The 24,688-nt window shown below is 64.1% G+C and carries 23 protein-coding genes and 2 pseudogenes; 8 read left to right on the forward strand and 17 right to left on the reverse strand.

The annotated features are described in order from the left end of the window. The 5 genes from AB0O52_RS04855 to AB0O52_RS04875 all read right to left on the reverse strand — a co-directional run bounded on the left by AB0O52_RS04855 (window position 1) and on the right by AB0O52_RS04875 (window position 9,128). On the reverse strand, window positions 1-465 hold the full coding sequence (locus tag AB0O52_RS04855; protein WP_364534183.1) for a hypothetical protein: 465 nt from the start codon (window positions 463-465) through the stop codon (window positions 1-3). Then, window positions 462-3,644 carry an efflux RND transporter permease subunit gene (locus AB0O52_RS04860; RefSeq protein WP_364534186.1) on the reverse strand — a complete coding sequence of 1,061 codons (3,183 nt, stop codon included), beginning with the start codon at window positions 3,642-3,644 and terminating at the stop codon, window positions 462-464. The genes AB0O52_RS04855 and AB0O52_RS04860 overlap by 4 nt, the downstream gene beginning before the upstream one ends. Before the next feature lie 272 nt (window positions 3,645-3,916). Then, the gene (locus AB0O52_RS04865) at window positions 3,917-4,738 is read right to left on the reverse strand and encodes a hypothetical protein (RefSeq protein WP_364534189.1); all 822 of its coding nucleotides are present in this window, start codon (window positions 4,736-4,738) and stop codon (window positions 3,917-3,919) included. A gap of 590 nt (window positions 4,739-5,328) precedes the next feature. After that, window positions 5,329-8,097, reverse strand: coding sequence for a PAS domain S-box protein (locus tag AB0O52_RS04870; RefSeq protein ID WP_364534192.1), 2,769 nt, complete (start codon window positions 8,095-8,097; stop codon window positions 5,329-5,331). A gap of 140 nt (window positions 8,098-8,237) precedes the next feature. Further along, window positions 8,238-9,128 carry a ribonuclease Z gene (locus tag AB0O52_RS04875; protein WP_364534195.1) on the reverse strand — a complete coding sequence of 297 codons (891 nt, stop codon included), beginning with the start codon at window positions 9,126-9,128 and terminating at the stop codon, window positions 8,238-8,240. Window positions 9,129-9,233: 105 nt separating this feature from the next. On the opposite strand from AB0O52_RS04875, the gene AB0O52_RS04880 reads away from it, so the two are divergent. Genes AB0O52_RS04880 through AB0O52_RS04890 form a run of 3 tightly spaced genes read left to right on the forward strand, consistent with a single transcriptional unit; the run spans window position 9,234 to window position 10,896 of the window. Beyond that, window positions 9,234-9,713 carry a dienelactone hydrolase family protein gene (locus AB0O52_RS04880; RefSeq protein WP_364534198.1) on the forward strand — a complete coding sequence of 160 codons (480 nt, stop codon included), beginning with the start codon at window positions 9,234-9,236 and terminating at the stop codon, window positions 9,711-9,713. Then, window positions 9,703-10,209 carry a dienelactone hydrolase family protein gene (locus tag AB0O52_RS04885; RefSeq protein ID WP_364534201.1) on the forward strand — a complete coding sequence of 169 codons (507 nt, stop codon included), beginning with the start codon at window positions 9,703-9,705 and terminating at the stop codon, window positions 10,207-10,209. The genes AB0O52_RS04880 and AB0O52_RS04885 overlap by 11 nt, the downstream gene beginning before the upstream one ends. A 30-nt stretch (window positions 10,210-10,239) precedes the next feature. After that, the gene (locus AB0O52_RS04890) at window positions 10,240-10,896 is read left to right on the forward strand and encodes a DNA alkylation repair protein (protein ID WP_364534204.1); all 657 of its coding nucleotides are present in this window, start codon (window positions 10,240-10,242) and stop codon (window positions 10,894-10,896) included. A gap of 57 nt (window positions 10,897-10,953) precedes the next feature. Here AB0O52_RS04890 and AB0O52_RS04895 read toward each other — a convergent pair. The 3 genes and pseudogenes from AB0O52_RS04895 to AB0O52_RS04905 all read right to left on the reverse strand — a co-directional run. Further along, window positions 10,954-11,544, reverse strand: a pseudogene (locus tag AB0O52_RS04895) (S-layer homology domain-containing protein); the annotation flags it as partial. 372 nt (window positions 11,545-11,916) lie between these two features. Then, window positions 11,917-12,426 (reverse strand): annotated as a pseudogene (locus AB0O52_RS04900) (polysaccharide deacetylase family protein); the annotation flags it as partial. Between the two features lie 140 nt (window positions 12,427-12,566). After that, complete coding sequence (locus AB0O52_RS04905; protein ID WP_364534207.1) at window positions 12,567-12,698, reverse strand: hypothetical protein; 132 nt, start codon at window positions 12,696-12,698, stop codon at window positions 12,567-12,569. A 96-nt stretch (window positions 12,699-12,794) separates the two neighbouring features. Between AB0O52_RS04905 and AB0O52_RS04910 the strand changes: the two genes are divergently transcribed. The 4 genes from AB0O52_RS04910 (at window position 12,795) to AB0O52_RS04925 (ending at window position 15,158) form a co-directional block, all read left to right on the forward strand. After that, window positions 12,795-12,989, forward strand: coding sequence for a DUF1918 domain-containing protein (locus AB0O52_RS04910; RefSeq protein ID WP_364534210.1), 195 nt, complete (start codon window positions 12,795-12,797; stop codon window positions 12,987-12,989). A gap of 68 nt (window positions 12,990-13,057) precedes the next feature. Further along, window positions 13,058-13,546: a VTT domain-containing protein gene (locus AB0O52_RS04915; protein ID WP_364534212.1), complete on the forward strand. Its 489-nt coding sequence runs from the start codon at window positions 13,058-13,060 to the stop codon at window positions 13,544-13,546. Between the two features lie 32 nt (window positions 13,547-13,578). Continuing rightward, the gene (locus AB0O52_RS04920; RefSeq protein WP_364534215.1) at window positions 13,579-14,382 is read left to right on the forward strand and encodes a thioesterase family protein; all 804 of its coding nucleotides are present in this window, start codon (window positions 13,579-13,581) and stop codon (window positions 14,380-14,382) included. Beyond that, entirely contained in the window at window positions 14,382-15,158 is a 777-nt protein-coding gene (locus tag AB0O52_RS04925; protein ID WP_364534218.1) for a lipoate--protein ligase family protein, read from the forward strand. The genes AB0O52_RS04920 and AB0O52_RS04925 overlap by 1 nt, the downstream gene beginning before the upstream one ends. Before the next feature lie 204 nt (window positions 15,159-15,362). Here AB0O52_RS04925 and AB0O52_RS04930 read toward each other — a convergent pair whose 3' ends face one another. The 8 genes from AB0O52_RS04930 to AB0O52_RS04965 all read right to left on the reverse strand — a co-directional run bounded on the left by AB0O52_RS04930 (window position 15,363) and on the right by AB0O52_RS04965 (window position 23,556). Beyond that, window positions 15,363-15,620, reverse strand: a complete 258-nt coding sequence (locus AB0O52_RS04930) for a mycoredoxin (protein ID WP_364534221.1) — start codon at window positions 15,618-15,620, stop codon at window positions 15,363-15,365. Window positions 15,621-15,815: 195 nt separating this feature from the next. Further along, a complete protein-coding gene (locus AB0O52_RS04935) occupies window positions 15,816-16,205 on the reverse strand; it encodes a hypothetical protein (RefSeq protein WP_364534224.1) in 390 nt (129 codons plus the stop codon). A 146-nt stretch (window positions 16,206-16,351) separates the two neighbouring features. Then, window positions 16,352-17,599 carry an APC family permease gene (locus AB0O52_RS04940; protein ID WP_364534227.1) on the reverse strand — a complete coding sequence of 416 codons (1,248 nt, stop codon included), beginning with the start codon at window positions 17,597-17,599 and terminating at the stop codon, window positions 16,352-16,354. Window positions 17,600-17,603: 4 nt separating this feature from the next. Then, on the reverse strand, window positions 17,604-18,854 hold the full coding sequence (locus tag AB0O52_RS04945; RefSeq protein ID WP_364534230.1) for an Nramp family divalent metal transporter: 1,251 nt from the start codon (window positions 18,852-18,854) through the stop codon (window positions 17,604-17,606). A gap of 164 nt (window positions 18,855-19,018) precedes the next feature. After that, entirely contained in the window at window positions 19,019-19,996 is a 978-nt protein-coding gene (gene trxB / locus AB0O52_RS04950) for a thioredoxin-disulfide reductase (protein ID WP_364534233.1), read from the reverse strand. A 38-nt stretch (window positions 19,997-20,034) separates the two neighbouring features. Continuing rightward, a complete protein-coding gene (locus AB0O52_RS04955; RefSeq protein WP_364534236.1) occupies window positions 20,035-20,631 on the reverse strand; it encodes a TMEM175 family protein in 597 nt (198 codons plus the stop codon). A gap of 169 nt (window positions 20,632-20,800) precedes the next feature. Next, a complete protein-coding gene (locus tag AB0O52_RS04960) occupies window positions 20,801-21,844 on the reverse strand; it encodes an NAD(P)-dependent alcohol dehydrogenase (protein WP_364534239.1) in 1,044 nt (347 codons plus the stop codon). A 125-nt stretch (window positions 21,845-21,969) separates the two neighbouring features. After that, complete coding sequence (locus AB0O52_RS04965; RefSeq protein ID WP_364534242.1) at window positions 21,970-23,556, reverse strand: CehA/McbA family metallohydrolase; 1,587 nt, start codon at window positions 23,554-23,556, stop codon at window positions 21,970-21,972. A 212-nt stretch (window positions 23,557-23,768) separates the two neighbouring features. Between AB0O52_RS04965 and AB0O52_RS04970 the strand changes: the two genes are divergently transcribed. Continuing rightward, window positions 23,769-24,011 carry a hypothetical protein gene (locus AB0O52_RS04970; protein WP_364534245.1) on the forward strand — a complete coding sequence of 81 codons (243 nt, stop codon included), beginning with the start codon at window positions 23,769-23,771 and terminating at the stop codon, window positions 24,009-24,011. An 86-nt stretch (window positions 24,012-24,097) separates the two neighbouring features. On the opposite strand, the gene AB0O52_RS04975 is transcribed toward AB0O52_RS04970, so the two are convergent. Continuing rightward, window positions 24,098-24,604, reverse strand: coding sequence for a DUF305 domain-containing protein (locus tag AB0O52_RS04975; RefSeq protein ID WP_364534248.1), 507 nt, complete (start codon window positions 24,602-24,604; stop codon window positions 24,098-24,100). Between the last annotated feature and the right edge of the window lie 84 nt (window positions 24,605-24,688).

Below are 24,688 nucleotides of genomic sequence, written 5' to 3' on the forward strand. Positions count from 1 at the left end.
TCAGTGGGCCGTATCGAATTCCTCGCCGAAGAGTTCCTCGGCCCCCAGCGTTACTACCGCCGTGCCGACCGGCGGTCCGTCCCTCAGCAGCGCCGCTTCGCCGGCGATTCGATCGATGGTCACCGCCTGGCGGACATACACGCGGAGCTCTGGATTTGTGTAGACCCAGGTTCTGCCCTGGCTGTCGTACAGGATCGCCCCGTAGGGGACGGTCAGCTTCCCCTGCGGACCCGACGCCGCCACGCCGGTCTTTAGCCCAAGACGCTCGACGGCGCGTTCGGTCAGGGTGATGCGGTGAAGGTCCGTCCCCGGTACTTCGTCCAGGGTGGCAGGGTTGTCGGCGGTAGGTACTGCTTCGGCATGCGGCTGGGAGCAGGCAGGCAGAGACAGCGTCAGGAACGCGCCCACTACCAGCGAGATCAGGACCGTGCTGAGGTGGCGCCGTCGGGAAGCGATCTTTTTCATGGTGCGTCCTCGCTCTGTGCCCGGAGCAGCGAATCGTTGCGGGTTGCGGCCCAAGGCGCCGGGCCCGGTCCGAATCGAAGCAACAGTGCGGGCAAGACAAATAGCAGGAAAAGAGTGGTGGTGAGCAGCCCGCCCCAGATGATGACGGCGAGCGGTTGGATGATTTCCGTTCCGACCACGCCACCGATGAGCGTGAGCGGCAGCAGGGCAAGAGCCGTCATCAAGGCCGACATCAGCACGGGCATCAACCGGCCGCGCGCGCTTCGGATCACGAGCGCGGACCCGAAGGGCGCGCCGTCCGGGAGCGCCAAGCTTCGGGCGTGCCGTATCAGCAGGATGGAGCCGCGCACGGCGATGCCAAGGACGGCGGAGAAGGCAGGAAGCGAGATCAAGGAGTTTATTCCGCCCGTCATTTGGGCGGCGAGCACCCCGCCGGAGAGCGCCGCAACCAGGCCCAGGAAGACCGTCGCGGCTAGCCGCCAGCTTCCCGACGCGGTCTGGAGAAGCACGAGGATTCCGGCCGCAGCGACAGCCGCCAGCAGCCATAGCCACCGGGCGCTATTCTGTTGCTCTGCGTACTGGGTGAGGATTTCCGCATGGTACGAGAGCGGGAACTGCAGTTGCTGCAAGCCCTTCTCGATGTCCTGCTGCACGTCGTTGAGCGCGCGCCCCTGAATCTCGGCCTTCACATCGATCCGGCGCGAGGTGTCATCGTGCAGGATGACCGCCTCGTTCCCTACCACGTTGACCTTGGCAACGTCGCCGAGGCGTACGTGCCCGCCGCCGGGGGTGTCGATCAGGAGCTCGCGGACGCTGGTGAGGCTGTTCCTGGTGGACGGGGTTCCTTTCACGATCACCGAGAAGACTTTTTGTTGTTGATAGATGTTGCCGACTTCGATTCCCTGCAGGAGGGCAGCGGCAGCGCGCCTGACATCCCCCGGGATGACGCCGGCTTTCTGGGCGGCGGCCAAGTCAACCTGGACCTCGACGATTGGTTGTTGGGCGGGCGCATCGACATGGGGATTGACGACGCCGCCGGTCCGGGCCAGGACTTGCCGCACTTCCTCCGCCTTCTGGCGGAGCGCGGTCATATCCAGGCCGTACACCCGGACAGTGAATCCGGGGTCGGCGGCCTCATGAATCTGGTCGATCTTCTCTTGCGCGTACGTGGATACTTTGCCGGTCAACCCCGGGTACCCAGCAATCACGTGCTGGACGGCCGCCGCGGTGTCGCGGTAGGAGGCCTCCGCAGAAACGGTCACCCAGAGCTCCCCGGCGCTGATGTCACCCACTTGGTCCGAGGTGATGGCGCGCCCGACGTGTCCCCCCACATTGGCCACGCCGGGAAGTGTCCGGAGTTCTTGCGCGGCCGCGTCAGCGATCCGGCTCATTTCCTGGTCTGATGTGCCGGCGATGGTGCTCCACTGGACGACGAGGGTCCTGTCCGGCATGACGGGCACTGTCGGATGGCCGGCGGCCAGCTGGGGCGTGAGCGCAAGCCCGGCGAGTGCGATGACCGCGGCGGCCGTGAAAACCCACCGGGCCTTTCCTTCCGCCCGGGACAAGGCACGGCGGTATCGGCTGTGGATCCGGTTCAGGGTGCGGCCGTGCCTTGCAGTGGTCCGGCCGACGGGCAGGACGAAGACCAGCGCCGCGGTTACCGTCAGCGCCACGATCATCCCGACAGCCAGGGTGAGCAGGTAGGAAAGGAGCAGCGGGCGGAAGAGGGCTCCGTCTTCGCCCGGGACGAAGAACACGGGCAGTACAGACAACGCCATGATCAGCAGGGAGTAAAGGATCGGTGTTCGCACTGCCCGCAGGGACCCCGTCACCAAGGCGACGCCCGACTCCGCGACGCCGGGCCCGACGCCGGACCTCTCGCCGGCCCTGCCGGCGCCAGCCCTCCCGGCTCGCACTGCGCCATGGAGCTCTTCGGCGACGTCCCCAACGATGACAGCCAAGGCCAGGATCATTCCGGCCAGGACCATGGTGTTCATCCCGGTGCCTGTCAGATACAGCACCAAGGCTGCCGCCGTCAGTGAGACCGGAATCGTGACCAGGCTGATGACCGCTGTGCGCCAGGAGCGGAAGAACGCGCCAAACATGGTGGCTATCAGGAGCAGCGAGACAAGCAGCGCGACACCAAGTGTGCCGACCTCTTCCTGGATGAACGCCGCTTGTCGGTAGACGGCGGTATCGATTGTGACGCCGGACAACCCTGGCTGGAGGGCATGGAGCGCATCATCGATGCCCCGGGTCACGTCCATCGTGTTCGTCTCCGGGAACTTCTCGATGACCAGGAGCAATTCGGCATCCTTGCCCGAAAGTGCGTCCCCGATCAGTGGTTGGTGATCGGTCACGACGTGGGCGACATCGCCCAACACCAGCTTTCCGGACGGCCCCTCCAGGCTGACTTTGCCCAGATCCTCGGGCGTGGTGATCGGCAGGACGTGCTGGACTCCGAGCCGCTGGTGGCCGGTCTCCAGAAAGCCGCCGGTGCCGGGCGTGGATGCCTCGAGGTAACTCAAGGGCGACACCCACACGGCGTTGCCGGTGGTAGTAATGACCTCGTCCAGCGTCACGCCCTTGGCCTCAAGTTCACCAGGATCGACCAGGACCTGCAGTTGCTGGTCGCGGAGGCCCCAGATAGCCACGTTCGCGACGCCGGGCACCGCCAGGAGGGCGGGTTTCATGGTCCAGCGGGCCAGGACAGACATGTCAATGGCTGACATCTCTTTGGACGTCAGCCGAATCATCATGACCCGGCTCGTCGATGAGAGCGGCTGCATCAGGACGGGCGCGGCAGACACGTTCGGCAACGCGCGCGCCTGGGTCAGACGTTCGGACACAAGCTGGCGGGCCCGAAAAAGGTCGGTCCCCGGCTTGAACACCATTTGGATCGACGACAGGCCCGGGACGGATTTGGAATGAATGGCTTCCACCCAGGCCACACCATTCAACAGGTCCGCCTCCATGGGGGAAGTGATCAGCTGTTCAACTTCCGCGGCGGAAAGCCCTAGGGCCTCGGTCTGGATTTCAACTTGTGGAGGGGCGAATTCCGGGAAGGCATCAACTGCCATGCCAGGCAGGCTCGTGAAGCCGAACCCCAGGATCCCCGCTGCCAATGCCAGGACCAGGAACCGGAACTGGAGTACCCATCGCAGGATCGTGCCGATCATGGCCGCTCACCCGGTTCTCGGGGTGGGACTGCAGAGAAGCCGTAGCGGGGAGGGGACACTCCACTATTGGTCTCTAGTGGGTGCCCGCTGAAAACGTTAGATCCCCGGTACCTGTCCACCACGCCGCTCCCTGGAACAGTGCCAAAGCGCCCCCAGACGTGTACGTCAATAATGAGCCCGAGGAAACCCGGGGTCAACGCTCAATGCGTGGATTCTCAGGATATTAACAGGTAATCCTCCGTTGTTTAGCAAATGATGGTGGTATGAGTGCGCTAGCCGCCGGAGCCTGGCACCGCAATCTCGGCGTGGGGCGTTGTGCCGTAAACGCTCGCACTGATCTGGTAGGCGTGCCCGTCCAATTCGAGTGCTTGCTGATTGATTTCACTCAGTTTGGAGTCCGCGAGCGTCTCGGCGGTGACGAGGTCCAACGACTCCTGGTCCGCACCACCAACCGCTGTCACTTTCACCAGCCCCGTGCCCGCTGAATAGTGCTTTTGCTGGTGGCCCACAGACGGTTCCAAGGGATTGTATTCGTCAATGACCAACACGTCGTCGTAGCATGCGGCGGGGACGCACACCCGTTCGTGCTGCTTGAAGACGGTTCCGCAATCGAGGAAGCCCACGTCGGGCGCGTGGGCCTGGACGTACCCGGGTGTACCGGTCAGGGGCTGATCCTGCATGGCGATCCCTGCCTGGGCCTTGGATATGCCGCTGATGAAGGTGCGGGGCGCGCCGGTGAAAGTGCCGTTCTCGTACTCCTCCGGGTACTCCCCGAAGAGCCAGACCGCTCCCTTCTCGGTCTGGGCAAAGAAGGCCAGCTCGGATTCCACCAGCTGCCCGTCGACGTAGTCCCGGTCCCACATCACGAGGGTCTTCACGCCGTCTATCACCTTTGTCAGTCCGGTCACGGAGTGGACGACCGTGCGCTCGGAGGTGCCGTCGGCGCTCTTCACGGTGCCCTTCGTCGTGTACTGCATGCCGGGCTTCAGCGGAAACCACTTGTTGTCGATCCTGGGCGTCGACTGGAAGGCGGAGCGGTCATAGTGGATGGCGGACCCTGCGCCGCAGAACTCCGCGGCCGCTGTCGGGGTCACTGTCGGGGAGGCTGATCCCGACGTCGGCCCTGTCGGCGTCCCGCTTGATGTGGACGGGGAAGGCGTGCCGCTTGGCCCGGAACACGACGCCACCGCCGACATTGCCAAAAACAGCACGAGTGCGGAGCCCAACGCTGTTATCCGTTTGCTTGGCTGGAACATCCCGGTGTCCTTTCACAACAGGCTGATGAAAGGAGGACCGGGACAGTGGGAGGGTTTTCATGCCGCACCGCCCACGGTCCAACATTTCTCAATTGTGCTCCGGCAGGCGGAGAAAGAGAACAGATGGCGCACAAACATGATGTGGCGGGCCGGGGTTCCCTCGGGTAAGCCCGGGGGGCCGGCGGCGTCTGGGGTAGAGAGCCCCGAGCCCCGGGCTCCAGGGGCCCTCCCGCCGTCGGCCCCGTCCAATGCCGGTCCCGGAGGGCCGGCTGGTCTGTCTCAAGCCGCGGATGTGTTCCTGTATTAATTCAACATCTTTCCCGGCCCTGAGGCACGAGTGCTGCCTACTCGTTTTCCAGACCGGGGCGGCCAAACACGCGGAGAACCCTACGTAAGCAGGGCCTTCTCCCATTCCGGCACAGCTCGGCCTAGGGGGCGCTCCCGCGGGGAACCCACCGATTCAGGGCCTCATCCAAAGCGGCCAGATCGACCGGTTTGCTGAGGTAGTCGTCCATCCCGGCTGCGAGGCAGCGCTCGCGGTCTTCGTCCTGGGCTCCTGCGGTCATGGCGATGATGGGCAGGTGCTCGGAGCGGTTCTCCCGCGCCCGAATGCTCTTGGTGGCCTCGAAACCGTCCATGACCGGCATGTGGCAATCCATGAGCACAGCCGCGTAGGAGCGGGCGGCGATGGCGGAGACGGCCTGGGCGCCATCGGCAGCCACTTCGGCCTGGTACCCCAGTTTGGCGACCATTTCACGGGCGACTAGCTGGTTCACCTCGTTGTCCTCCACTACAAGGATTCTTCCTTTGGAAGGCCTGTCCTGCCTCGGGGGCGGTGCAAGCGCGGACGCCGCGTCGGTCGCCGTGTTGCCGGCTACCAGCCGCATCAGGCGGTCGTAGAGTTCTGAGCCGCGGACAGGTTTCGTGAGCCATTCGCTGATTCCCGCGTCAGCCATATCGGTCTTGGACACCTGGGACGCGGAGGTCAGCATCATGAGTCGGATGCCTCGCAGGGCCGGGTCCCTCGAGAACTCGTGGGCGAGTTCAAGGCCGTCCATGTCCGGCATGCACATGTCGAGCACCGCAATGTCGAAGGGTTTCCCTGCGGCGGCCGCCGTCCGTGACAGGCCGAGGGCGGCGCGCGCGTCCGCTACCGCGTCCGGCCGCAGCCCCCACGTGTTCAACTGCGATTCCAACACGAACCTGTTGGTGGCGTTATCGTCAACCACCAACACGCGCAGACCTCCCAATAGGCTCCGGACCGGACGGTCGGGAACCCGCCCGGGTTCCTTGGCCAGCGGCAATCGGAGCGAGAACCAGAACGTGCTTCCCTCGCCAGGGGTACTCGTTAAACCGATGTCGCCGCCCATCACTTCCGTCAGACGCCGGCAGATGGCCAGCCCCAGCCCTGTTCCACCGTACCGGCGCGTGGTGGAGGCATCCGCTTGGGAGAAAGAATCGAACAAGCGCAAATGATCCGCAGCATCGATACCAATACCGCTATCGCTGACCTCGAATCGCACAAGCGCGGTTCTCGCGTCCTGTTCCGCGACGTTCACCCGGATGGCGACTTCACCGGACGCGGTGAACTTTACGGCGTTCGAAGCCAGGTTCAACAGGATCTGCCGGATCCTGCCGGCATCACCAGCCAGCCGTGCGGGAACGTCGGGGTGGCAATACGCGATGAGTTCCAGGCCTTTGCCCTGGGCTGCTTCGGCCAGGAGCGAGGCGACTTCCTCCATCAGGGATTGCGGATCGAAGGACGTGATGTCCAGGTCGATTTTCCCTGCTTCCAACTTCGAGAAATCCAGGATGTCGTTAATCAGGGTCAACAACGCTCCGGCGGCGGTCTGAACTCCTTCGGCGTATTTCCGTTGTTCTTCATCCAGCGGGGTGTCCAACAACAGCGTTGTCAGGCCTATGACTCCGTTCATGGGGGTACGGATCTCATGGCTCATCGTCGCGAGGAACTCGGACTTCAACCTGCTGGATTCCAGGGCCGCCTCCCTGGCGGCCAACAGTTCCGCTTCAGCGGCACGCCGGGCGGTAATGTCCTGCCCGATGGTCGCAATTCCGATCACTCCATGTTCGCCGCGGATCGGGGAGACCGTCAGGGACACGGGCACGATGGACCCATCCTTACGCATCCGGTCTGTCTCGAAGCTACGGGCCGGTCCGCCATTCTGGACAGCGGCCAGCACTTCGTCCTCGGCACGGAGGTAGTCCGGGATGAGGAGCCGGACGTTCTGCCCGCTCACTTCAGCGGCCGTGAATCCGTACAGCTTCTCCGCCCCGGGGTTCCAACTGGTGATGATGCCCTCGGGCGTCATACCGATGATCGCGTCAGCCGAGGACTCAACGATGGCTGCCAGACCCTCCACTTGGGCGAGCGCCTCCCGCGCCTGGTCCTGTGCGCGCTGGCGGGACGTGACGTCACGGAAACTCCAGACCCGTCCCACGATCTCTTCCCCGACTCGTTGGGGCCGGGAATACCGCTCGAACGTCCGCCCGTCACGGAATTCCAACATGTCCAGGCTCTCGGCGCCCGGATCGGCGTAAAGTTCCTGGACCTTGCCTATGAAGCCATCGGGATCCGTGAGCTGGTCGAGGACGAAAGCCAACAACTTACCGTCGTCGTGGGACTCCAGAAGATCCCTGGGGATGCCCCATAACTCGGCGAACCGCTCGTTCGCCCCCGCGATAGTCCCGTCTGCCGCGACAACCAGAATGCCGTCCGCAGTGGATTCCAGGGTGGCACTGAGAACCGAGAGGGCATCCCGGAGTTCGGCATCAACGAGGCTGCGGTCACTTACGTCGCGGATGGACGCGACAAGGTGCATGTCCGGTCCGGCGCCGAGCGGAGCGAAACTTACCTCAATGGGAAACTCGCTTCCGTCACGGTGGCGGCCGAACAGCTTCAGGTCGGTCCCGGACCGGCGTATTCCAGGATCGTCGGCAAAGAGGTCCTGGATGGCGCCGCCCTGGCCCTTGAACCGCGCCGGAAGCAGCATTTCATAATGCTTGCCCAGCAGCTGGCTACGCGGATAGCCGAAGAGCTCCTCTGAATACGCATTGCCGAACGTGATCTGACCGTCCGCGTCGATCACGAGCAAAGCGTCGGGCACGGCCTCAACCAGTCCGCTAAAAGACAGGCCGCCAAAAGAGCCGAAGGTATCCGGCGGCATTTCGTTTGTCATTTCGGCCCCCAGAGCTGAATAGATGACAAGCCCGCCCGCATCGGCGGACGCCTGGGTGTGCCGGTGTGGCCCTCCCCACGGACAGAGTATCCGGGAACGTACCCGAAAGCATCACAAAGCCGCCCTGTACTTCGCGCCTTCTACAACCACCGCTGCCGCTTGGGAAAGGGAACCCTGTCCAGGTCGTTCGCGGCCATGACGGCAGCCCCGCCGGACCGCGCCCGTGCTTGCTCCCCAAGCTGTCCGACGTCGGGATAGCGCGAGGAGAAATGCGTAAGGATGAGCATGCCCGCTTCTGCGGCGGCAGCCAGCCCACCCGCCTGCCCGGCGGTGAGGTGGCGGTACTGCGCGGCCAGGGCGCCGTCGTCGTCGCTGAAAGTGGACTCAGCGACGAGAAGGTCCACACCCTCGGCGAGTTCCCCGGCACCGTCACATGGTGCCGTGTCCATCACGAAGGCGAAGCTCTGAGCGGGCCTCGGCACGCTCACGTCTTCCAAGCGCACGCCGCCCAGGCTCCCGTCCCGCTGCAGGAGGCTGATATCCGATCCTGTAATCCCGGCTGCCGCAAGCCGCTCCGGCAAAAGGCTGCGGCCTTCGGGCTCGAGGACCCTGTAACCGTAGGTCTCGATTCGATGGAGCAGTGGGCGCACCTCCAGTCCTGCAGCGATAGGACCGGGCCCGCCGTGCGGATGAAGCCGAAGGTCGATGCCGGGCGACGCGACAGCCACGAGGGCGCGGATCATGTCCTCGCCGGATGCGGGATAGTGCAAATGGATTGGATGCTCCACCCGGTCCAGCGCCATGCGCGAGAGCACGCCCGGCAGCCCGAAACAGTGGTCGCCGTGGACATGGGTAATACAGATACGCGTGATCTGGCTGGCTGAGACACCAGCTTGGATCATCTGCCGCTGGGTGCCTTCTCCAGGATCGAAGAGCAGGCCCTCGCCATCCCAATGGAGCACATATCCGTTGTGGTTGCGGGTCCTGGTGGGGACCTGGGAGGCGGTGCCGAGAACCACGAATTCACGCATGGAACCGAGTGTCTCATTACTCGGCGGCTACACCCATCATCTTGGGCACCCTTGCCCGGTGACGGTCTTGGGAGGAGGATATGCGGCAAACTCAGGAGGCCTTCCATGATCCAGCTCGGCAAATTCGAAAAGTACCTGGTCGAGGAATTCTTCGACGACTACCGAGCGGGAGACATGTCGCAGCGGGCGTTCATTCGTCGGCTCGCATTTATCACCGGGAGCATGGCTGCCGCCGCCTCGACGATGCTGCAGCTCGGATGTGCTCCGGATGAAGTCCCGCGAGGCACCGATCCCATGCCAAGCCCCGAAGCGTCGTCCGCCCGGCCCCCGACGACGGCGGCTACCGGGCCAGTGCCAGGAGCGAAGAGTCCGCTTTCCGTACCTGAAGGTGCGTCCGGACTTGTGACGGCCACCGTCCGGTTCCCGGCCGGCGGAACCGGGATCAGCGCCTACCTTGCCAGGCCTGAGGGGGCCGATCCGGGACCTGCGGTGCTCGTCTGCCATGAAAACCGCGGACTTACTCCGCACATCCAGGACGTGGCCCGCCGTTTTTGCCAAGGCAGGGTACGTCGCTTTGGCACCTGATCTCCTGAGCCGGGAGGGAGGCACTCCGAACGTGGATGCCGACGCCGTCCCCGGAGCGCTGACAAAGGCAGGAGCCGGGCGCCATGTTTCCGACTTCTCCGCGGGGTTCGATTACCTCCGGTCATTGGATTTCGTGGACGGCGAGCGTATCGCGATGAACGGCTATTGTTTTGGCGGCGGCATCACCTGGCAGGCCGCGACCGAGATACCCGGGCTGAAAGCCACGGCGGCCTTCTATGGCCCCGCCCCGGACCTGGACAAGGTCCCATCCATCAAACCGGCCGTGTTTGGCGTCTATGCCGAACTCGACCAGCGCATCACCGGCGCAATGCCGGCACTTCGGGATGCGCTCGCAGCCACTGACGTCCGCCACAAGCTCACTGTCTATCCCGGCGTCGACCATGCCTTCCACAACGACACCAGCGAGCGGTACAACGAAACGCAGGCGACAGCCGCCTGGCAGGACATGCTCGCCTGGTTTGGCGAGTACGTCTGAGCGCACGCCCAGTTGCGGAATAATGTTCGCATGAGTGACGCTGCCTTGTTCATCGATGAGGCTTTGCGCCGTGAAGGCTCATGGATCCGGGCAGAGCAGGCCGAGGCACGGCTGGGAAACGGTCTGCATCACTACGGGTCCTCGATCGGGGCTATCCGTGGAACGGTTCGCGACGCCCTCCGCCGCCACCGGGGACTCGCGCACGACGAGGTCACTGCCTTGAGCTCGGAATTGTGGGAGGTTCCCGTTTTCGAACGCAGGCTCGCCGCAATCGTCCTTCTGCAGTCCAACGTCCAGCTGCTGACGAATACCGATCTGACGCGGCTTGAAGGTTTTGTCCGTGAAGGAAGGCTGCGCGACCTGGTCGATCCGCTAGCGGTTGACGTGATCGGACCTTTGCTTGCAGGGCTGGAGGGGCAGGCCAAGATGCGGGCCGCAAGCGTGATGGATCGATGGGTGCGGGAGCGTGACGCGTGGCTGTGCCGCGCAGCCCTGATGTCGCCGCTGAGGGCGCTCCGTGCCGGGGGAGGCGACTGGGACGCGTTTGTAGGCCACGCCACGGCGGGGCTGGACGCCGCTCGGGAAATGGGCACGGAAGCGGAGGTGGTCAGGGAAGCGGTTTCGATCGTTCTGAACGAGGTGGCCAAGCGACGCCCTGAGCTGCGGTTTCCCTCGTCAGCCGCTTGAGCCGTATTGCCGGGTCCGCGCCAATGGCATGGACACGGCAAACCCGGACGACCTCCGTCAATTCCTCGGGAAGCTGGTGTTGTAGCGGTACATGAAGGCCGCCATCGCGTCCCGGTTGACGGCTAGGACCGGCCGATAGGTCCTAGTGCCGTTGGTTTCGATCCACCCCGTGGAGATCCCCGTGGAGGAGAGCCACGTGATTTCCTTATAGAACGGAACTTGAGGGGAAACATCGGTAAACGGCGAAACGGCCGGGGGTGTGAAGGCAGGACTGTGCGCGAAGCGGTACATGAAGGCGGCCATGGCATCGCGGTTCACCGCCTGCAACGGGCGGTACGTCTTGGTCCCGTTTCCTTCGTCCCAGCCGGTGGAGATCCCCTGGGACGCCAGCCATGAGATCTCCTTGTAGAACGCAGTTTGAGGCGTCATATCGCTGAAAGGCGAAACGGCCGGGGGCGTGAAGGCGGGACTGCCAGCGAGGCGGTACATGAAGGCGGCCATGGCGTCCCGGTTAACGGCCTGCTGCGGGCGGTATGTCTTGGTCCCGTTACCTTCGTCCCAGCCGGTGGAGATCCCTTGGGACGCCAGCCAATTGATCTCGGTGAAGAACGGGTAGCTGCTGGGGACGTCAACGAACGGACTCGACGCCGGTGGCGGAGGCGGCGGAGGTGGCGGTGTCGATTGCCCTAGCGCCTGGGCCACAGTCTTGACCGAAGTCGTTCCGTTTGCGGTCCGCGCAGCCAGCCACGTGACGAAAGTTTCAAAGAGTGTCGGGCTGATGGTGAGCGTGGGATCAGTTCCGACCGCGATGTGGTGGAATGTCAGCTCAAGCCAGCCGCCCGTGCTTTCGGCATTGGTGACCAAATCCTCCAGATTCTGCAGTGTCCAGGTGCTATCGACTTCGTCCGGAGCCTTGGTGACCAGGGGGTTTGCCGGAGGAAGGGTCTCAGCGAACGGGCAGCTTGGGCAGCTCGCGGGTGAACGGATGTCGCCCAGTCCGCGTGCGCTGGCAAATCCACAGTTCTTCACATCAGTCTGAACGGATGCGTTTTCCGCGGCAAATGGATAAGCGAAGTTGTTGACGTGGAATCCCCAGCTTTCCAGCGTCGATTTGCCGTTGCAGATTTCCGCGCTGGCGGCTGCGGAGGTAAGCGTGGTCAGATCCGGGTGGGTAACGGTATGGCCACCGATCTCATTGCCGTCGCCGGCTATGGTTTGGAGATTTGCCTGGGTCAGGTAGCTGGGGGTGCCTATCCAGCTGGTGGTGATGAAGAAGGTTCCCACCAGCCCGTGGGCCTTGAGTACCTGTTCGGCAGCGAGCTGATTGCCGTTACCGTCATCGAAGGTCAGGCTCACGACAGTCGGGGCTACGGCCCGCGCGGGAACGACGATTCCGCCGAGGGCCCCGACGGTGAGCACCAGGACGCCCAAGATGGACGTCAACTGCTTGTTCTTGTTTGGGTAGTCTGGACGGCGGGACCCGTCGCTCGGCCGGCCCTGCTTCTCGAAATACCGTTGTAACCAGCGCATGGCTCCTCCACGAGACGAGGGCCCCCAGGCGCGTATGAAGGTAGGGTACGCCTTGAATCGCGCAGGGTGAACACAAAGAACGGGCAAAGGCCGAATTCACAGCCTACGTTCAGGTTGGTTTCTGCCTGCAGACGCGAGAGTCAATCCCGAAGTTCTCCGGAAATAGTGCTCAGGTCGAGGAACAAAATATCCGCTGCGTACCAGAGGCGGGTCGCGGCGTCGTCGAGCTTCTCAAGCAGCGCGATCTGCCCGATCTCGTGGTACCGAGGCAATGTTGCAAGCGGCGCTTTGCAACATTGGGAACTCCGGCCAAGCCTGTTCCCACGACGGCCCAACACTCGTAATCTGAATGCTGGGAGGTGGTTCCTGTGGAAGCAGCCCAGGGAGATCGGATCATCATTCATGGCAGAACGGTCGGGGCGTCCGACCGGCACGGCGAGATCATCGAAGTCCGCGGACCAAATGGTGCGCCGCCGTATTTCGTCCGTTTTGACGATGGACACGAGACCATCCTGTATCCGGGTGGGGATTTCACGATCGATCGCACAGGCGGGCGTTCGTAACCCGGGGCCGGCCGTCCGAGCGTTGATAAGGTAAGACTTACCTGCTGAGACGACCGGGGAGGGCGCGCGTGGACCAGATCCTTGACCTGCCCTTTGAAGTTGCGCTTGTGGCACTCTTCGCCGTGGTCATGGTCCGGGTAAACGCGACATACTGGATCGGCCGCGGCGCAGCAGCCGGGATGGAACGCACGCGTTTCGCACGCGCTCTGCATCGCCCCAAAGCAAGCAAAGCGCAGGCCTTGATTCAGCGCTTCGGGCCCTACGCCGTCGTACTGACCTTCCTGACGATCGGACTCCAAACCGCCGTCAACCTGGCTGCCGGGGCCGGGAGAATGCCACTCAGCCGGTATCTCCCGGCGGCAATACTCGGCTCCGGCATCTGGGCCTTCGTCTATGCGACCATCGGGCTGGCGGCCATGGAGGCGTGGTTCGCCGTCATGGCGGCCTCCCCTCTGGCCGCAATTCTCCTGGTCCTCTCCCTTGCCGGACTCACAGTCGCCGTGGTCATTCGGCGTCGGCGTCGGACGGCTGTTGCGCCAGAAGATACAGTGGTCTGAGTTCCATTACCGGACCGGCGAAAGGGCAGGCGTTGAGTATTGAGCTTCCGGACCTTGCGGAAGGCGACTTCTACTATGAATCGCTCGGGAACGGGCGGTTCCGCTCGACCATCCACGCCCAAGGCGCGTGGAATCCGCATGAGCAGCACATGGCGCCGGCATCGGGCATCATGGCTGATGCACTGCTCCGCCATGAGCCTCGTGATGACGTCCGGATGGCCCGCCTCAGCTACGAAATCCTTGGATTGATCCCGGGCGGCGAATTCGAAATCACCACCAGCACGCTCCGCCCTGGCAGAACGATTGAACTGATCCAGGCGGAACTCTCGGCGGCAGGACGCGTGGCTATCCGGGCGACAGCCTGGCGGATGGCCACCAGCGACACGAGCGCCGTCGCCGCCGTAGAAGACGTCGCCATGCCGGCCCCGGACGAATGCAAACCCTGGGACGGCGCGAGCGTGTGGCCCGGCGGGTATATCCGGTCCCTGGAAATGCGGATCGCGGAGGGTCACCGGGCAGGTTCCGGGAAGGTCTGGATCCGCACAGAGCATCCGCTGACTGATGCAGCCGACAGCCGTGACCTCGCGAGGCTCGTCGGACTCGTGGACACCGCCAACGGCATCGCCGCCCGCGTCTCACCGGGCAAGAACAGCTATATCTTCCCCAACCTTGACCTGCAGGTCCACATGTACCGCGAACCCGCGGGAGAATGGCTGGGACTGGACAACATGGTCTCCTTTGGCGACGACGGCATCGGCCTGACGTCCACGGTGCTCCACGACATCAGCGGTCCCTTCGGCCGCGCCGAGCAGATCCTCACATTGAGGAAGGGCTGATGACCCCGGAGCGCACCGGGGAGCAGCGCACGCTGACGGTGGTGCGTCAGGAAGAATCGCTTGGCGTCGCTGGTGACCTGGACTTCGGGATCGAGCTCCTCAACCGTGCCCGCAGGGGGCTGCTGGCACCAACGCTGCGTTTGTACCGGCCCCGCCCCACCGTGGCGTTCGGGCAACGCGATGCCAAGCTGCCGGGATTCCGGGCCGCGTCCGAAGCCTGCCGGGACCTGGGGTTCGAACCCTTGATCCGCAAGGCGGGTGGCCGGGCAGCGGCGTACCACCGGGGCACCTTGGTGATCGACCATGTAGAGCCGCACACCGACGCGATTGCCGGAGCGAAGGCCCGTTTCTCCTTCTTCGGCGAGCTCCTGGCGGGTGCGCTCCGCCGCGTCGGGGTCCAGGCCGCCGTCGGCGAGATCCCCGGCGAGTACTGCCCGGGTGAGTTCAGTGTCCACGGCCTGGACCCGGATTTTCCAACACACCAGATCAAGCTCGTCGGCACTGCCCAAAGGGTGGTCTCCGGGGGATGGCTGTTCAGTTCGGTGATCGTCGTCGAGAACTCGGCACCTATCCGCGAAGTCCTCACTGCCAGCTATGGAGCCCTCGGACTGGAGTGGGATCCTGCCACCGCCGGGGCGGCCAATGACCTTTTGCCGCAGCTGGACGTACCCACGGTGGAAGACGCCGTCGTCGCGGCTTACGCGGAATACGCCGAACTCATCGACGGCGATTTCCAGAGCCTTCTCCCTGTGACGAGCACCAGCACGCCGTTATAGACGAATACCGCCGGGACTACGCTTGAGGCCACAACCAAGTGGTCCGGGCGGTGGCTCCTTCCCGGAAATGGAATCCGCCGTCCTCCCGAAGCGAGGCAGAGCAATGGACAAGAAGCCATCCGTTGTCCACGATTCCGACGCAAACCTCACCGGGTGGTGCGCCTGGAGCCGGTCGCACCACCCGGATGACTCCCTCGTGGGGCGTCAGGCGGCGAGGCGCGCTTGGACCTCGGCTGCGGAAGGGTTGGTGGCGGCGGTGCCGTCCGGGAAAAGGACCGTGGGGACGGTCTGGTTGCCGCCGTTCAGCTTCTCCACGAGTTCGGCAGTGCCCTCCACCTCTTCGATGTTGATCTCGTTGTAGCCGATGCCCTTCGCGTCCAGCTGCTTCTTGAGGCGGTTGCAATAACCGCACCAAGTGGTCGAGAACATGGTGATGGTGCCGGATTCGGGGGTGAAGTCCACGGAGTCTCCTGTCGTCTTTGTTATGAACTACTCGCGTCAACGGTAACCCGGCAGTCGCTATTCCTTCGCGCGCATGTGTCACATGACACTTTGTACATGGAAACGCACATAGAAACGGCGCGACGCCTCGCGCCGCGCACGCGCCCGAAGAAACGAAATCGACCCGCGGTGCCCCAGGACCGTAAGTAGTCGATCCTAGAGCGCCTCTTCGACGGCGACGCCGGATTGGAACTCGCGGCCGTCGGCTTCACTGAAGGCCGTCATCACGTGTCCCTTGCCAAGGCCGTTGATCGCCGAGAGAGGGAAGTGGCCCGTTATGGTGTTCCCCGAGTGCTCAACACCCTTGAGGTCGTAGTTCTCTTCGGCGCTTTGATCATGGTTGAACGAGAAGAAAGCGATCGCCTCCCCGTTCATGAACTCGATGCCCAGTCTTCGTTGAGAGGAATAATCAGGAGTGGCGGCGACCAGGCCGACGACATAGGCGCCGGAACCAGGGATGTTGCCCTCGATCTCGAACTTCGCCACGAGCGTGGCTTCCGTGGCGGTGACGCTGGCCTGCTTCAGAAGTGCCTCATGGATGCTCATGGCTCAATCCTGCTCTGTGCGACCTCCGCCGTCCACCCCTGATCCGGGTTTTGTCAGAGCCTTGCCGTCGGCCGGATCTGTTCGGCCCTGCGGCCGAAATCAGCCCTGACCAGCCAGAAGATGTGCCGCCGCGCCCGCCCAAGACGCTATCGCTTGAGCCTGACAACGCGCAGGATGATGCCTGCTGCGAACATGAGCACGCCCAGGCCCGCAGATAGCGGCGGCAGCGTGGACACGAGGATCACGCAAGCCAGCGCTCCGAACACCTGGAGCGCTTTGGGGTATCGGCGGTCTTCGGCCGGCTGGGTGAACGCCGCAACATTGGCGACCAAATAGTAGACGAGCACGCCGAACGAGGAGAAGCCGATCGCGCCGCGCAAGTCGGCCACTGCCACGATCACGCAGATCACGGCGGCGAGGGTGACTTCGGCCCGGTGCGGGACACGGTACCGGGGGTGGACGGCGGCGAGCCAGTGCGGGAGGTCATGCTGCCTGGCCATTGCCAGCGTGGTCCGGCCCAGGCCGGCGATGAGCGCCAGCAGGGCACCGAGGGAAGCGACGGCGGCTCCCGCACGGACCACCGGAGCAGCCCAGGAGAACGTCCCGGCTCCGACCCCGGCAGCGAGCGGCGTCGAGGTGCCGGCCACGCCGTCCGGGCCGAGCGCAGCGAGAAGCGTCACCGCAATGACGGCGTAGAGGACGACGGCGATGCCCAGCGCGATTCCGATGGCACGCGGGATGGCGCGCCGGGGGTTGCGGACTTCCTCTCCCATGGTCGCGATCCTCGCGTAGCCAGCAAAGGCGAAGAACAACAACCCGGCGGATTGGAGGATCCCGTACCAGCCGTGTGCAAGCAGTCCATCCCCGAAAATGTTGGCCGGGGAGGAAACAGAACCGCCCCAGCACGCCGCCACGCCAACGGCGAGCGCCGCCAGCACCGCGAGAACCAGGATGCGTGTGAGCCCGGCCGTCCGCGTCACCCCGTGATAGTTCACGACGGCGAGGACGACGACGGCGGCGATGGCCACGGGGCGTTCCCACCCCGCAGGAGCTGCATAGGCAGCGAATGTCATGGCCATGGCTGCCGCGCTGGCGGTCTTGCCGATGACGAATCCCCAGCCGGCCAGGTAGCCGGACCACGGTCCCAGCCGCTCACGACCGTAAATGTACGTTCCGCCCGACGTGGGATATGCGGCGGCGAGCTGGGCGGAGGACGTCGCGTTGCAGAATGCCACGACTGCCGCGACGACGAGTCCAATCAGCAGCCCTGATCCTGCGGCGGCAGCGGCCGGGGTGAAGGCCGCGAACACACCGGCGCCGATCATCGAGCCCAGGCCGATGACGACCGCGTCAAACGTACCCAGCCGCCGGGCCAGGGCCTGGGGGTTGCTCATGAGCCTAGGAATTCCCAGTGACTGTCAGGACGATGAGGACGCAGTTGAGGCCCACGATAAGTGCGGCGCTTGTCCACCCTGCAATCTTCAATGCCGTGGAATCCGTGTGGATGCCCATGACCTCGCGCTTGCCGGTGAGCCGGATCAGTGGAATCAAAGCGAAAGGTATGCCGAAGCTCAGCAGGACCTGGCTCAGCACGAGCGCCAGGGTGGGTTCTATGCCCGCGCCGAGAATGACCAAGGCCGGGATCAGTGTGACCACCCGGCGAAGCAGCAAGGGTACCCGGATCTTGAGGAGTCCGCCCATGACCGTTGCGCCGGCGTAGCATCCGACCGACGTTGAAGCGAGGCCCGAAGCGAGCAATCCGACGCCGAAGGCCACTCCGATGATCGGGCCAAGGGCCGATGTAACGGCGGCATGGGCCCCGGCGATGGTGTCGGTGCCTCCTACTCCCCGCAGGCTGGATGCCGCTAGAAGGAGCATGGCGATGTTCACGATTCCGGCCAGCATCAACGCACCCACGACGTCCACGCGGGTGGTCTTGATGAGCCTCGTCCGTACGGCGGGATCTTCCGAGAAGCCATGCCGGTCACGGGCCAGGGCCGAATGCAGGTAGATGGCATGGGGCATGACGGTGGCACCGAGCATGCTCGCCGCGAGGAGGACAGTGTCTGTGCCTTCGAACCGCGGCACCAAGCCAGCCAATACTCCACCGCTCTCGGGGGGACTGACGAAGAGCCCCGAAAGGAAACCGACGGCGATCACGGCCAGGAGCATCATGATGGCGTACTCAAAGGACTTCTGGCCACGTGAGGACTGGAGGGCCAGGAGCAACATGGACGCGACGCCGACGATGATTCCGCCCAAGAGAAGCGGCAGTCCGAAGAGCAGGTTGAGGGCTACCGCTCCGCCGATGACTTCGGCCATGTCGGTAGCGCCGGCAACCACCTCTGCCTGGACCCAGAAGAGCCTGCGCCGGTGGGTTCCCAACCGTTTGCCCAGGAGTTCGGGCAGGCTGTGGCCGGTGGCCAAGCCAAGTTTCGCCGACTGGTACTGCACCAGGACAGCCATGATGTTTGCCGCTACCAGGACCCACACGAGCAGGTAGCCGTAATTCGCTCCTGCAGTGAGGTTCGCCGCGACGTTTCCCGGATCCACGTATGCGATCGCAGCAACGAAAGCCGGCCCCAACAAGAGCAGGCGCGACCTCCATCGGGTCTTGCCTGGGCGCTGCTCCGCAATGATGGCGGCCATGGTTTCCTCAACATCGGGGATACGGACATGATGAGGATACCGTTAAGTTAGGCATGCCGAAAAGTCGTTTTTAGGTGCGTCTTGGTCACACGCTTTCCCCAACTGACTCGCACTAGATGTCGTTCTGAGCCCTCTAGACGGCATTAACTGCGAGCCAGTTGGGGTCAGGCGTGGGTGGGTTCTTCCACCAGCGCCGTCGCGATGCTGTCCGCGTCCTCGAGTGCGGCGAGGTAGCGTTCGGCATCCAAGGCTGCGGCGCAACCCGTGCCGGCGGCCGTAATGGCTTGGCGGTAGCGGTGGTCAACTGCGTCACCGCAAGCGAAGACTCCGGAGAGACTGGTAACCGTGGTGGGGGAGTCAACCTTGATGTAGCCCTCGGCGTCGAGCTCCACCTGTCCCGCCACCAGCTCCGTCCGGGGGACATGTCCAATGGCTACGAATATCCCGGTAGCCGCATGTTTGCGCGATTCGCCGGAACGTGTGTCAGTCAGGGTTACGCCGGTGACCTTGGTGTCGCCGTGGATTGCGGTGACCGCGGAGTTCCACGCGAAGCGGATCTTCGGATTGTCCTTGGCCCGTTGGGCCATGATCCGGGAGGCCCGGAGCTCCTCCCGGCGGACGACGACGGTCACGGTCTTCGCGAACCGGGTCAGGAACATCGCTTCTTCCATCGCCGAATCGCCGCCGCCCACCACGATGATTTCCTGTTCGCGGAAGAAGAAGCCGTCGCACGTGGCGCACCATGAAACACCGTGTCCGCTCAGCCTCTTCTCTTCCGGCAAGCCGAGTTCCTTGTAGGCGGAACCGGTCGCAAGGATCACGGCCGGTGCTTCGTGGGTGTCGCCCGACCCGGTGACCACGCGCTTGAGGTGGCCCCGCAACTGGACTTCAGTGACGTCGTCGAACGCTATCTTGGCGCCGAAGCGCGCGGCCTGCTCCTGCAGGCCATCCATGAGTTCCGGACCCTGGATTCCAGCGGGGAAGCCGGGGAAGTTCTCCACCTCCGTGGTGTTCATTAATGCGCCGCCGGCGGTGACCGATCCGGCAAGGACGAGGGGGCTCAGGCCCGCCCGGGCGGCATAGATTGCCGCGGTGTAGCCGGCAGGGCCGGATCCGACGATGATCAGCTGTTCTTTGCTCATGGGACAAGTGCAACAAGGACGAGGACTTCAATCAAGGGCTACTCTGCCCGGTCCTGGTGCGCACGGGTGACAAAGTGTTCAACGCGACGGTCCGGAACCAGCCAGATGAGTGCCACGACAGTGTAGGCGGCGACAGCGAGCATAGGATGCAGAAGGCAGAGTCCAAGACCGGCCAGATAGATGAGCGGCGATGTCTTCCCCTTCCAGTCCCGGCCAATCGCTTGAGCGAGTGCACCCTGCCGCCCCTGGTGCCGGATCAACGACTGCTGCAGGACGAAGTATGCAATCGCGGCGCAGAGCAGGTTGAACCCGTAAGCCAGCACCGGGACCTCGGCGAAGCCTGACTCGTCCATCCAGCGTGTGCTGAACGGGAAGAGGGATATCCAGAACAACAGGTGCAGGTTCGCCCACAGTATTCTGCCGTCCACCCGATCCGCCAGATGGATCATGTGGTGGTGGTTGTTCCAGTAGATCCCCACGTAGACGAAGCTGAGCAAGTAGCTGAGGAACGTGGGAAAGACGCTGAGCAAGGCTTGCCAGCTCGGTTCCGCGGGCACGCGCAGCTCCAGCACCATGATGGTGATGACAATGGCGAGCACGCCGTCACTGAATGCCTCGAGCCGGTTCTTGTTCATCGGATTGCCTTCATGGGGACATCATCGTCGCTGCGGACTCCCAAGGCCAAGCGACACTCCCCGCCAGCAGAAAGCCCCCACGAAGCGCCGGCACGCGGCCGGAGCCACGGTGCAGGCGCCCCGCAGGGACTTTCGGGATGGGACGGATCAGGGCACGCTTCCCCTACTCCTAGCCCAGTGTGGACGCGTCAATAACGAAGCGGTACCGCACATCGGAGGCGAGCACACGCTCGTAGGCGTCGTTGATCTTGTCGGCCGGAATGACTTCGATCTCGGCGCCGAGTCCGTGTCCGGCGCAGAAGTCGAGCATCTCCTGGGTCTCGCGAATGCCGCCGATCATGGATCCGGCGAAGGACCGACGACCCCCGATGAGTGCGAAGGCGTTGACGGGCAGGGGTTCGGCCGGTGCACCTACGTTCACCAGCGCGCCGTCGAGGGCCAGCAACTGAAGGTAGGAGCTGATGTCGATCGCGGCGCTGACGGTGTTGATGATCAAGTCGAAGGTTCCCGCAAGCTCTTCGAAGGTGGCCGGCTCGCTCGTGGCGAAGTACCGATCGGCGCCCAGGCGCAGGCCGTCTTCCATTTTCTTCAGCGACTGGGACAACACCGTGACTTCGGCGCCCATGGCGTGCGCGAGTTTGACGGCCATATGGCCAAGCCCGCCGAGTCCTACGACGCCGACCTTCTTGCCCGGGCCCGCACCCCAATGCCGGAGCGGCGAATACGTCGTAATGCCTGCGCACAGCAGGGGAGCGGCGGCGTCGAGCTCGATTCCTTCAGGGATCCGCACCACGAAGTCCTCGGTCACGACGACGTGGGTGGAGTAGCCGCCCTGGGTGATCGTCCCATCGCGGTCAACGGCGCCGTAAGTGCCGGTCATGCCTTTGAGGCAGTACTGCTCCTCGCCCTTGCGGCAGTTTCCGCATTCGCCGCAGGAGTTGACCATGCAGCCGACGCCGACGCGGTCGCCGACCTTGTGGCGGCTCACTTCGGAGCCGATTTCAGTGACAATTCCGGCGATTTCGTGGCCGGGCGCGAGCGGGTAGGACTGCGGTCCCCAATCGCCGCGGACAGTGTGGATGTCTGAATGGCAGATGCCTGCGTACTTGATCTCGATCAGCACGTCGTGGGCACCGACGTCGCGGCGCTCAATGGTGGTGGCGACGAGGGCTTCGCCCGCGGACGGGGCGGCGTAAGCATTGACGGTCAGCATTTTTCTCCTGTTGGTGGACGGAGGATTGGCACTATCCATCCAACAAGACATTTCCGAGGTGAGGGAGGCCCTGCTGGTAGGGGTACCGGCAGGGCCCCCCTCAACTGAATCGGATCCGTCGCGGACTAGCTGGCGCCCAGGAAGATCGGGTTAGTCAACGCCGCCATGGGGCCGAGCGGGATGACCGTCCCCATCTCCGTGCCGCTGCCCGAGGTTCCGTCGCTCTTCGGATGCCGGACCTCCACACGCACGTACGCCGCGAGCTGCGGGGTAGTAACCCACGTGCTCGTTCCCTGGCCCGACGCGGGAAGCGTGACTTGCTGGGTCTGTCCCTCATCCGTGATGAAGCGTACGACGCCGTTCGGCACCCCGGCGATTTTCGCCGAGACCGTGACGGGGGCGTCTGCCGCGACGTTGAGACGGTCTCCCACGGTTGCGCTCTTGCCGCCGGACGTCACCTGGAAGTCCACCGAGACGTCAGCGGACTCGGCGATCCAGTTCCGGCCATTGCGGATGCCGTCCAGCAGGGCATCGCGGGACAACGCCGCGGCGTTGACCACGTTGTGGGGGAAGCCGATGACCTGGGGGACGCTGTGGGCGTCGCTGTTGCCCATCGCCGGGAGCCACCGGCCACCTGTGCGCACGGAGTGGGCGAGCATCGAATCCCACGTGTTGACGGAGGACTCGTCGTCCAGGGTCCACGGGCCCGTCCAGACCTCAACCGCGTCGGCGTCGTCGTAACCGAACTTCCAGCGGCAGGCGACGTAAGGGCAATAGGGGTGTGCCGGAACAACAATCCCGCCCGAGGAGTGGATCCGCTGGGCTTCCTTCTCGAATCCCTTGTCGCGGGCACGGTAGCGCCAGTCGATCCATTCGCCCGGCTCCAGGCCGAGCGCGAGGTAGTGACCGTTTCGCGTGGTGACTTCCTCGCCTGTGAGGATGAGCAGATCGTTGCCGGCGAGCGGCCCCCAGACGCCGTGCGATGCCGGCGTGTTGTGATCCGTGGAGATCATGAAGTCCAGGCGCGCGGCGCGGGCGCCGGCTGCGACTTCCTCGGGGGTGCGCTTTCCATCCGAGTAGACAGTGTGGAGGTGCGCATCGCCGCGGTACCAGGCTGCGCCGCGGCCGGCGATCTGCTGCGGCGGGTACTGGGGCTTGAAAGGGGTGGCGTCGGGTCCGTAGTCAAGGGTGACGTTCACGGTGTAGTCGAGGCCCTGCCCGGCCACTTGGTAGGGGCCGAGAACAACGTTCCACGTGCCCTTCCCGATCGGTCCTGGCAGGTAGCCCGGCGTGGTGTCGCCTCCGGCGCTGATGCTGAATTCTGTGCGGAAACCGCCTGACCAGCCACGGAAGCCCTTGCCGGCGAGGTCGGTGCCCTTTTCATCGAAGATTCCGATGTCGCAGGCGTTCCCGAGAAGTCCGGACGCCACCTGGGGCTTGCTGTAGGTGTACGAAACGCTGATCTTGTTGACGCCGGCAGGGACCTCGATCGGCAAGTAGACGAAATCTGCGGCGCCCGGATCCAGGTGGCCGGTGATCGTCTTGGTCTTGCTGGTTCCGGTAGCGGCCGCCGCGAACGAAACCGGGGCCAAGGTCAAGGCCGCCCCGGTCAGTGCGGCGGCCAGGAAGCCGCGCCGGGTAGGGGAGAAGGAGACATTGTCGCCCGAGTGGGCTTTGCATGGTGAAGTCACTTCCTCGATGTTGCCGACCATTACTGAACAGTAGGCAACGGAAGCGGGAACGCAGCATGAAACCGCAAGCGCTGGCAAGCGGTGCCCACTTAGTGGACTCGACCTCGTTGGACCCTTGCCACGAGCAATGCCCGGGCTTACTGTTCTTGGCATGCACCAAGGGCTGGGGCGACGGCGCAACCTTTCCCATGGACCGAACAGGACGGTGTTTTTAGATGTGCGATATTCCGGGATTGATCAGTCGCCTTGAGGCCGAGGACCTCGCACGATTGCGTGAGGCAGGAAAAGAAAAGCCCTTGGAGCCGGCGATGATCGCGGCCATAGATGCCGCGGCCGGCGGGCCAGGCGAAGGCCGGGGCTATTACGTGGTCAGTGGTTCCTTGTATCCGGTCGATGCCCGGGACTACCACCTCAGGGAAGACGTAGCGCAGGCTGTGTTCGCAGCGGAAGGATCCTCCGTCGGCGTCACGGCCTAGACAGAAGTTTCGCGAGCTGAGACGCCGCTACCAGGCCACCCGCACCGGCCCACACTGGAAAAACCAGGTGGGCCGGCGCTTTGGAGCTAAAGGGTGCTTAGCAGATCCTGCATTTCCTTGATCTCGGACTGCTGGGCCGACACGATGTCCTTGCCGAGTTTGAGGGCATCGGGGTTCTTACCGTCGGCGCCTTCCTTTTGCGCCATGGCCACGGCGCCTTGGTGGTGGGCGATCATGTGGGTCAGGAACAGCCTGGCTGCTTCCCGTCCCTGGGCGGCCTCGAGCTTGGTGATGTCCTGGTTGTCGACCATTCCGTTCATGGTGTGGTCGCCGGACATCCCGACGGGCTCGTTCCATTCCTTGAGCCAGCCCGTCATCTTCTCGATCTCCGGGTCTTGGGCTGCCTTGATCCTGCCGGCGAGCGCGGTCACTTGTGCAGGGATGTCGTTCTTGGCGAGTACGACGTCGCTCATCCGGACGGCCTGGGCATGGTGGGGGATCATCGTCCGGGCGAACCCTGCGTCCGCCGCGTTGTGGCCTCCGGCCGAGCAACCGGCAAGCGCGATTGCCGTGGCTACGGTAAAGGTTGTCATGGTCAGGTTTTTTCTCATGTTTCGGGGTCCTTCAATCAATCAGCCTGCAGAGGTACGGCTGCGTGGGACGCGCGCGGCAGGCCC

Source organism: Arthrobacter sp. NPDC080073 (assembly GCF_040686575.1).
GTDB lineage: Bacteria > Actinomycetota > Actinomycetes > Actinomycetales > Micrococcaceae > Arthrobacter.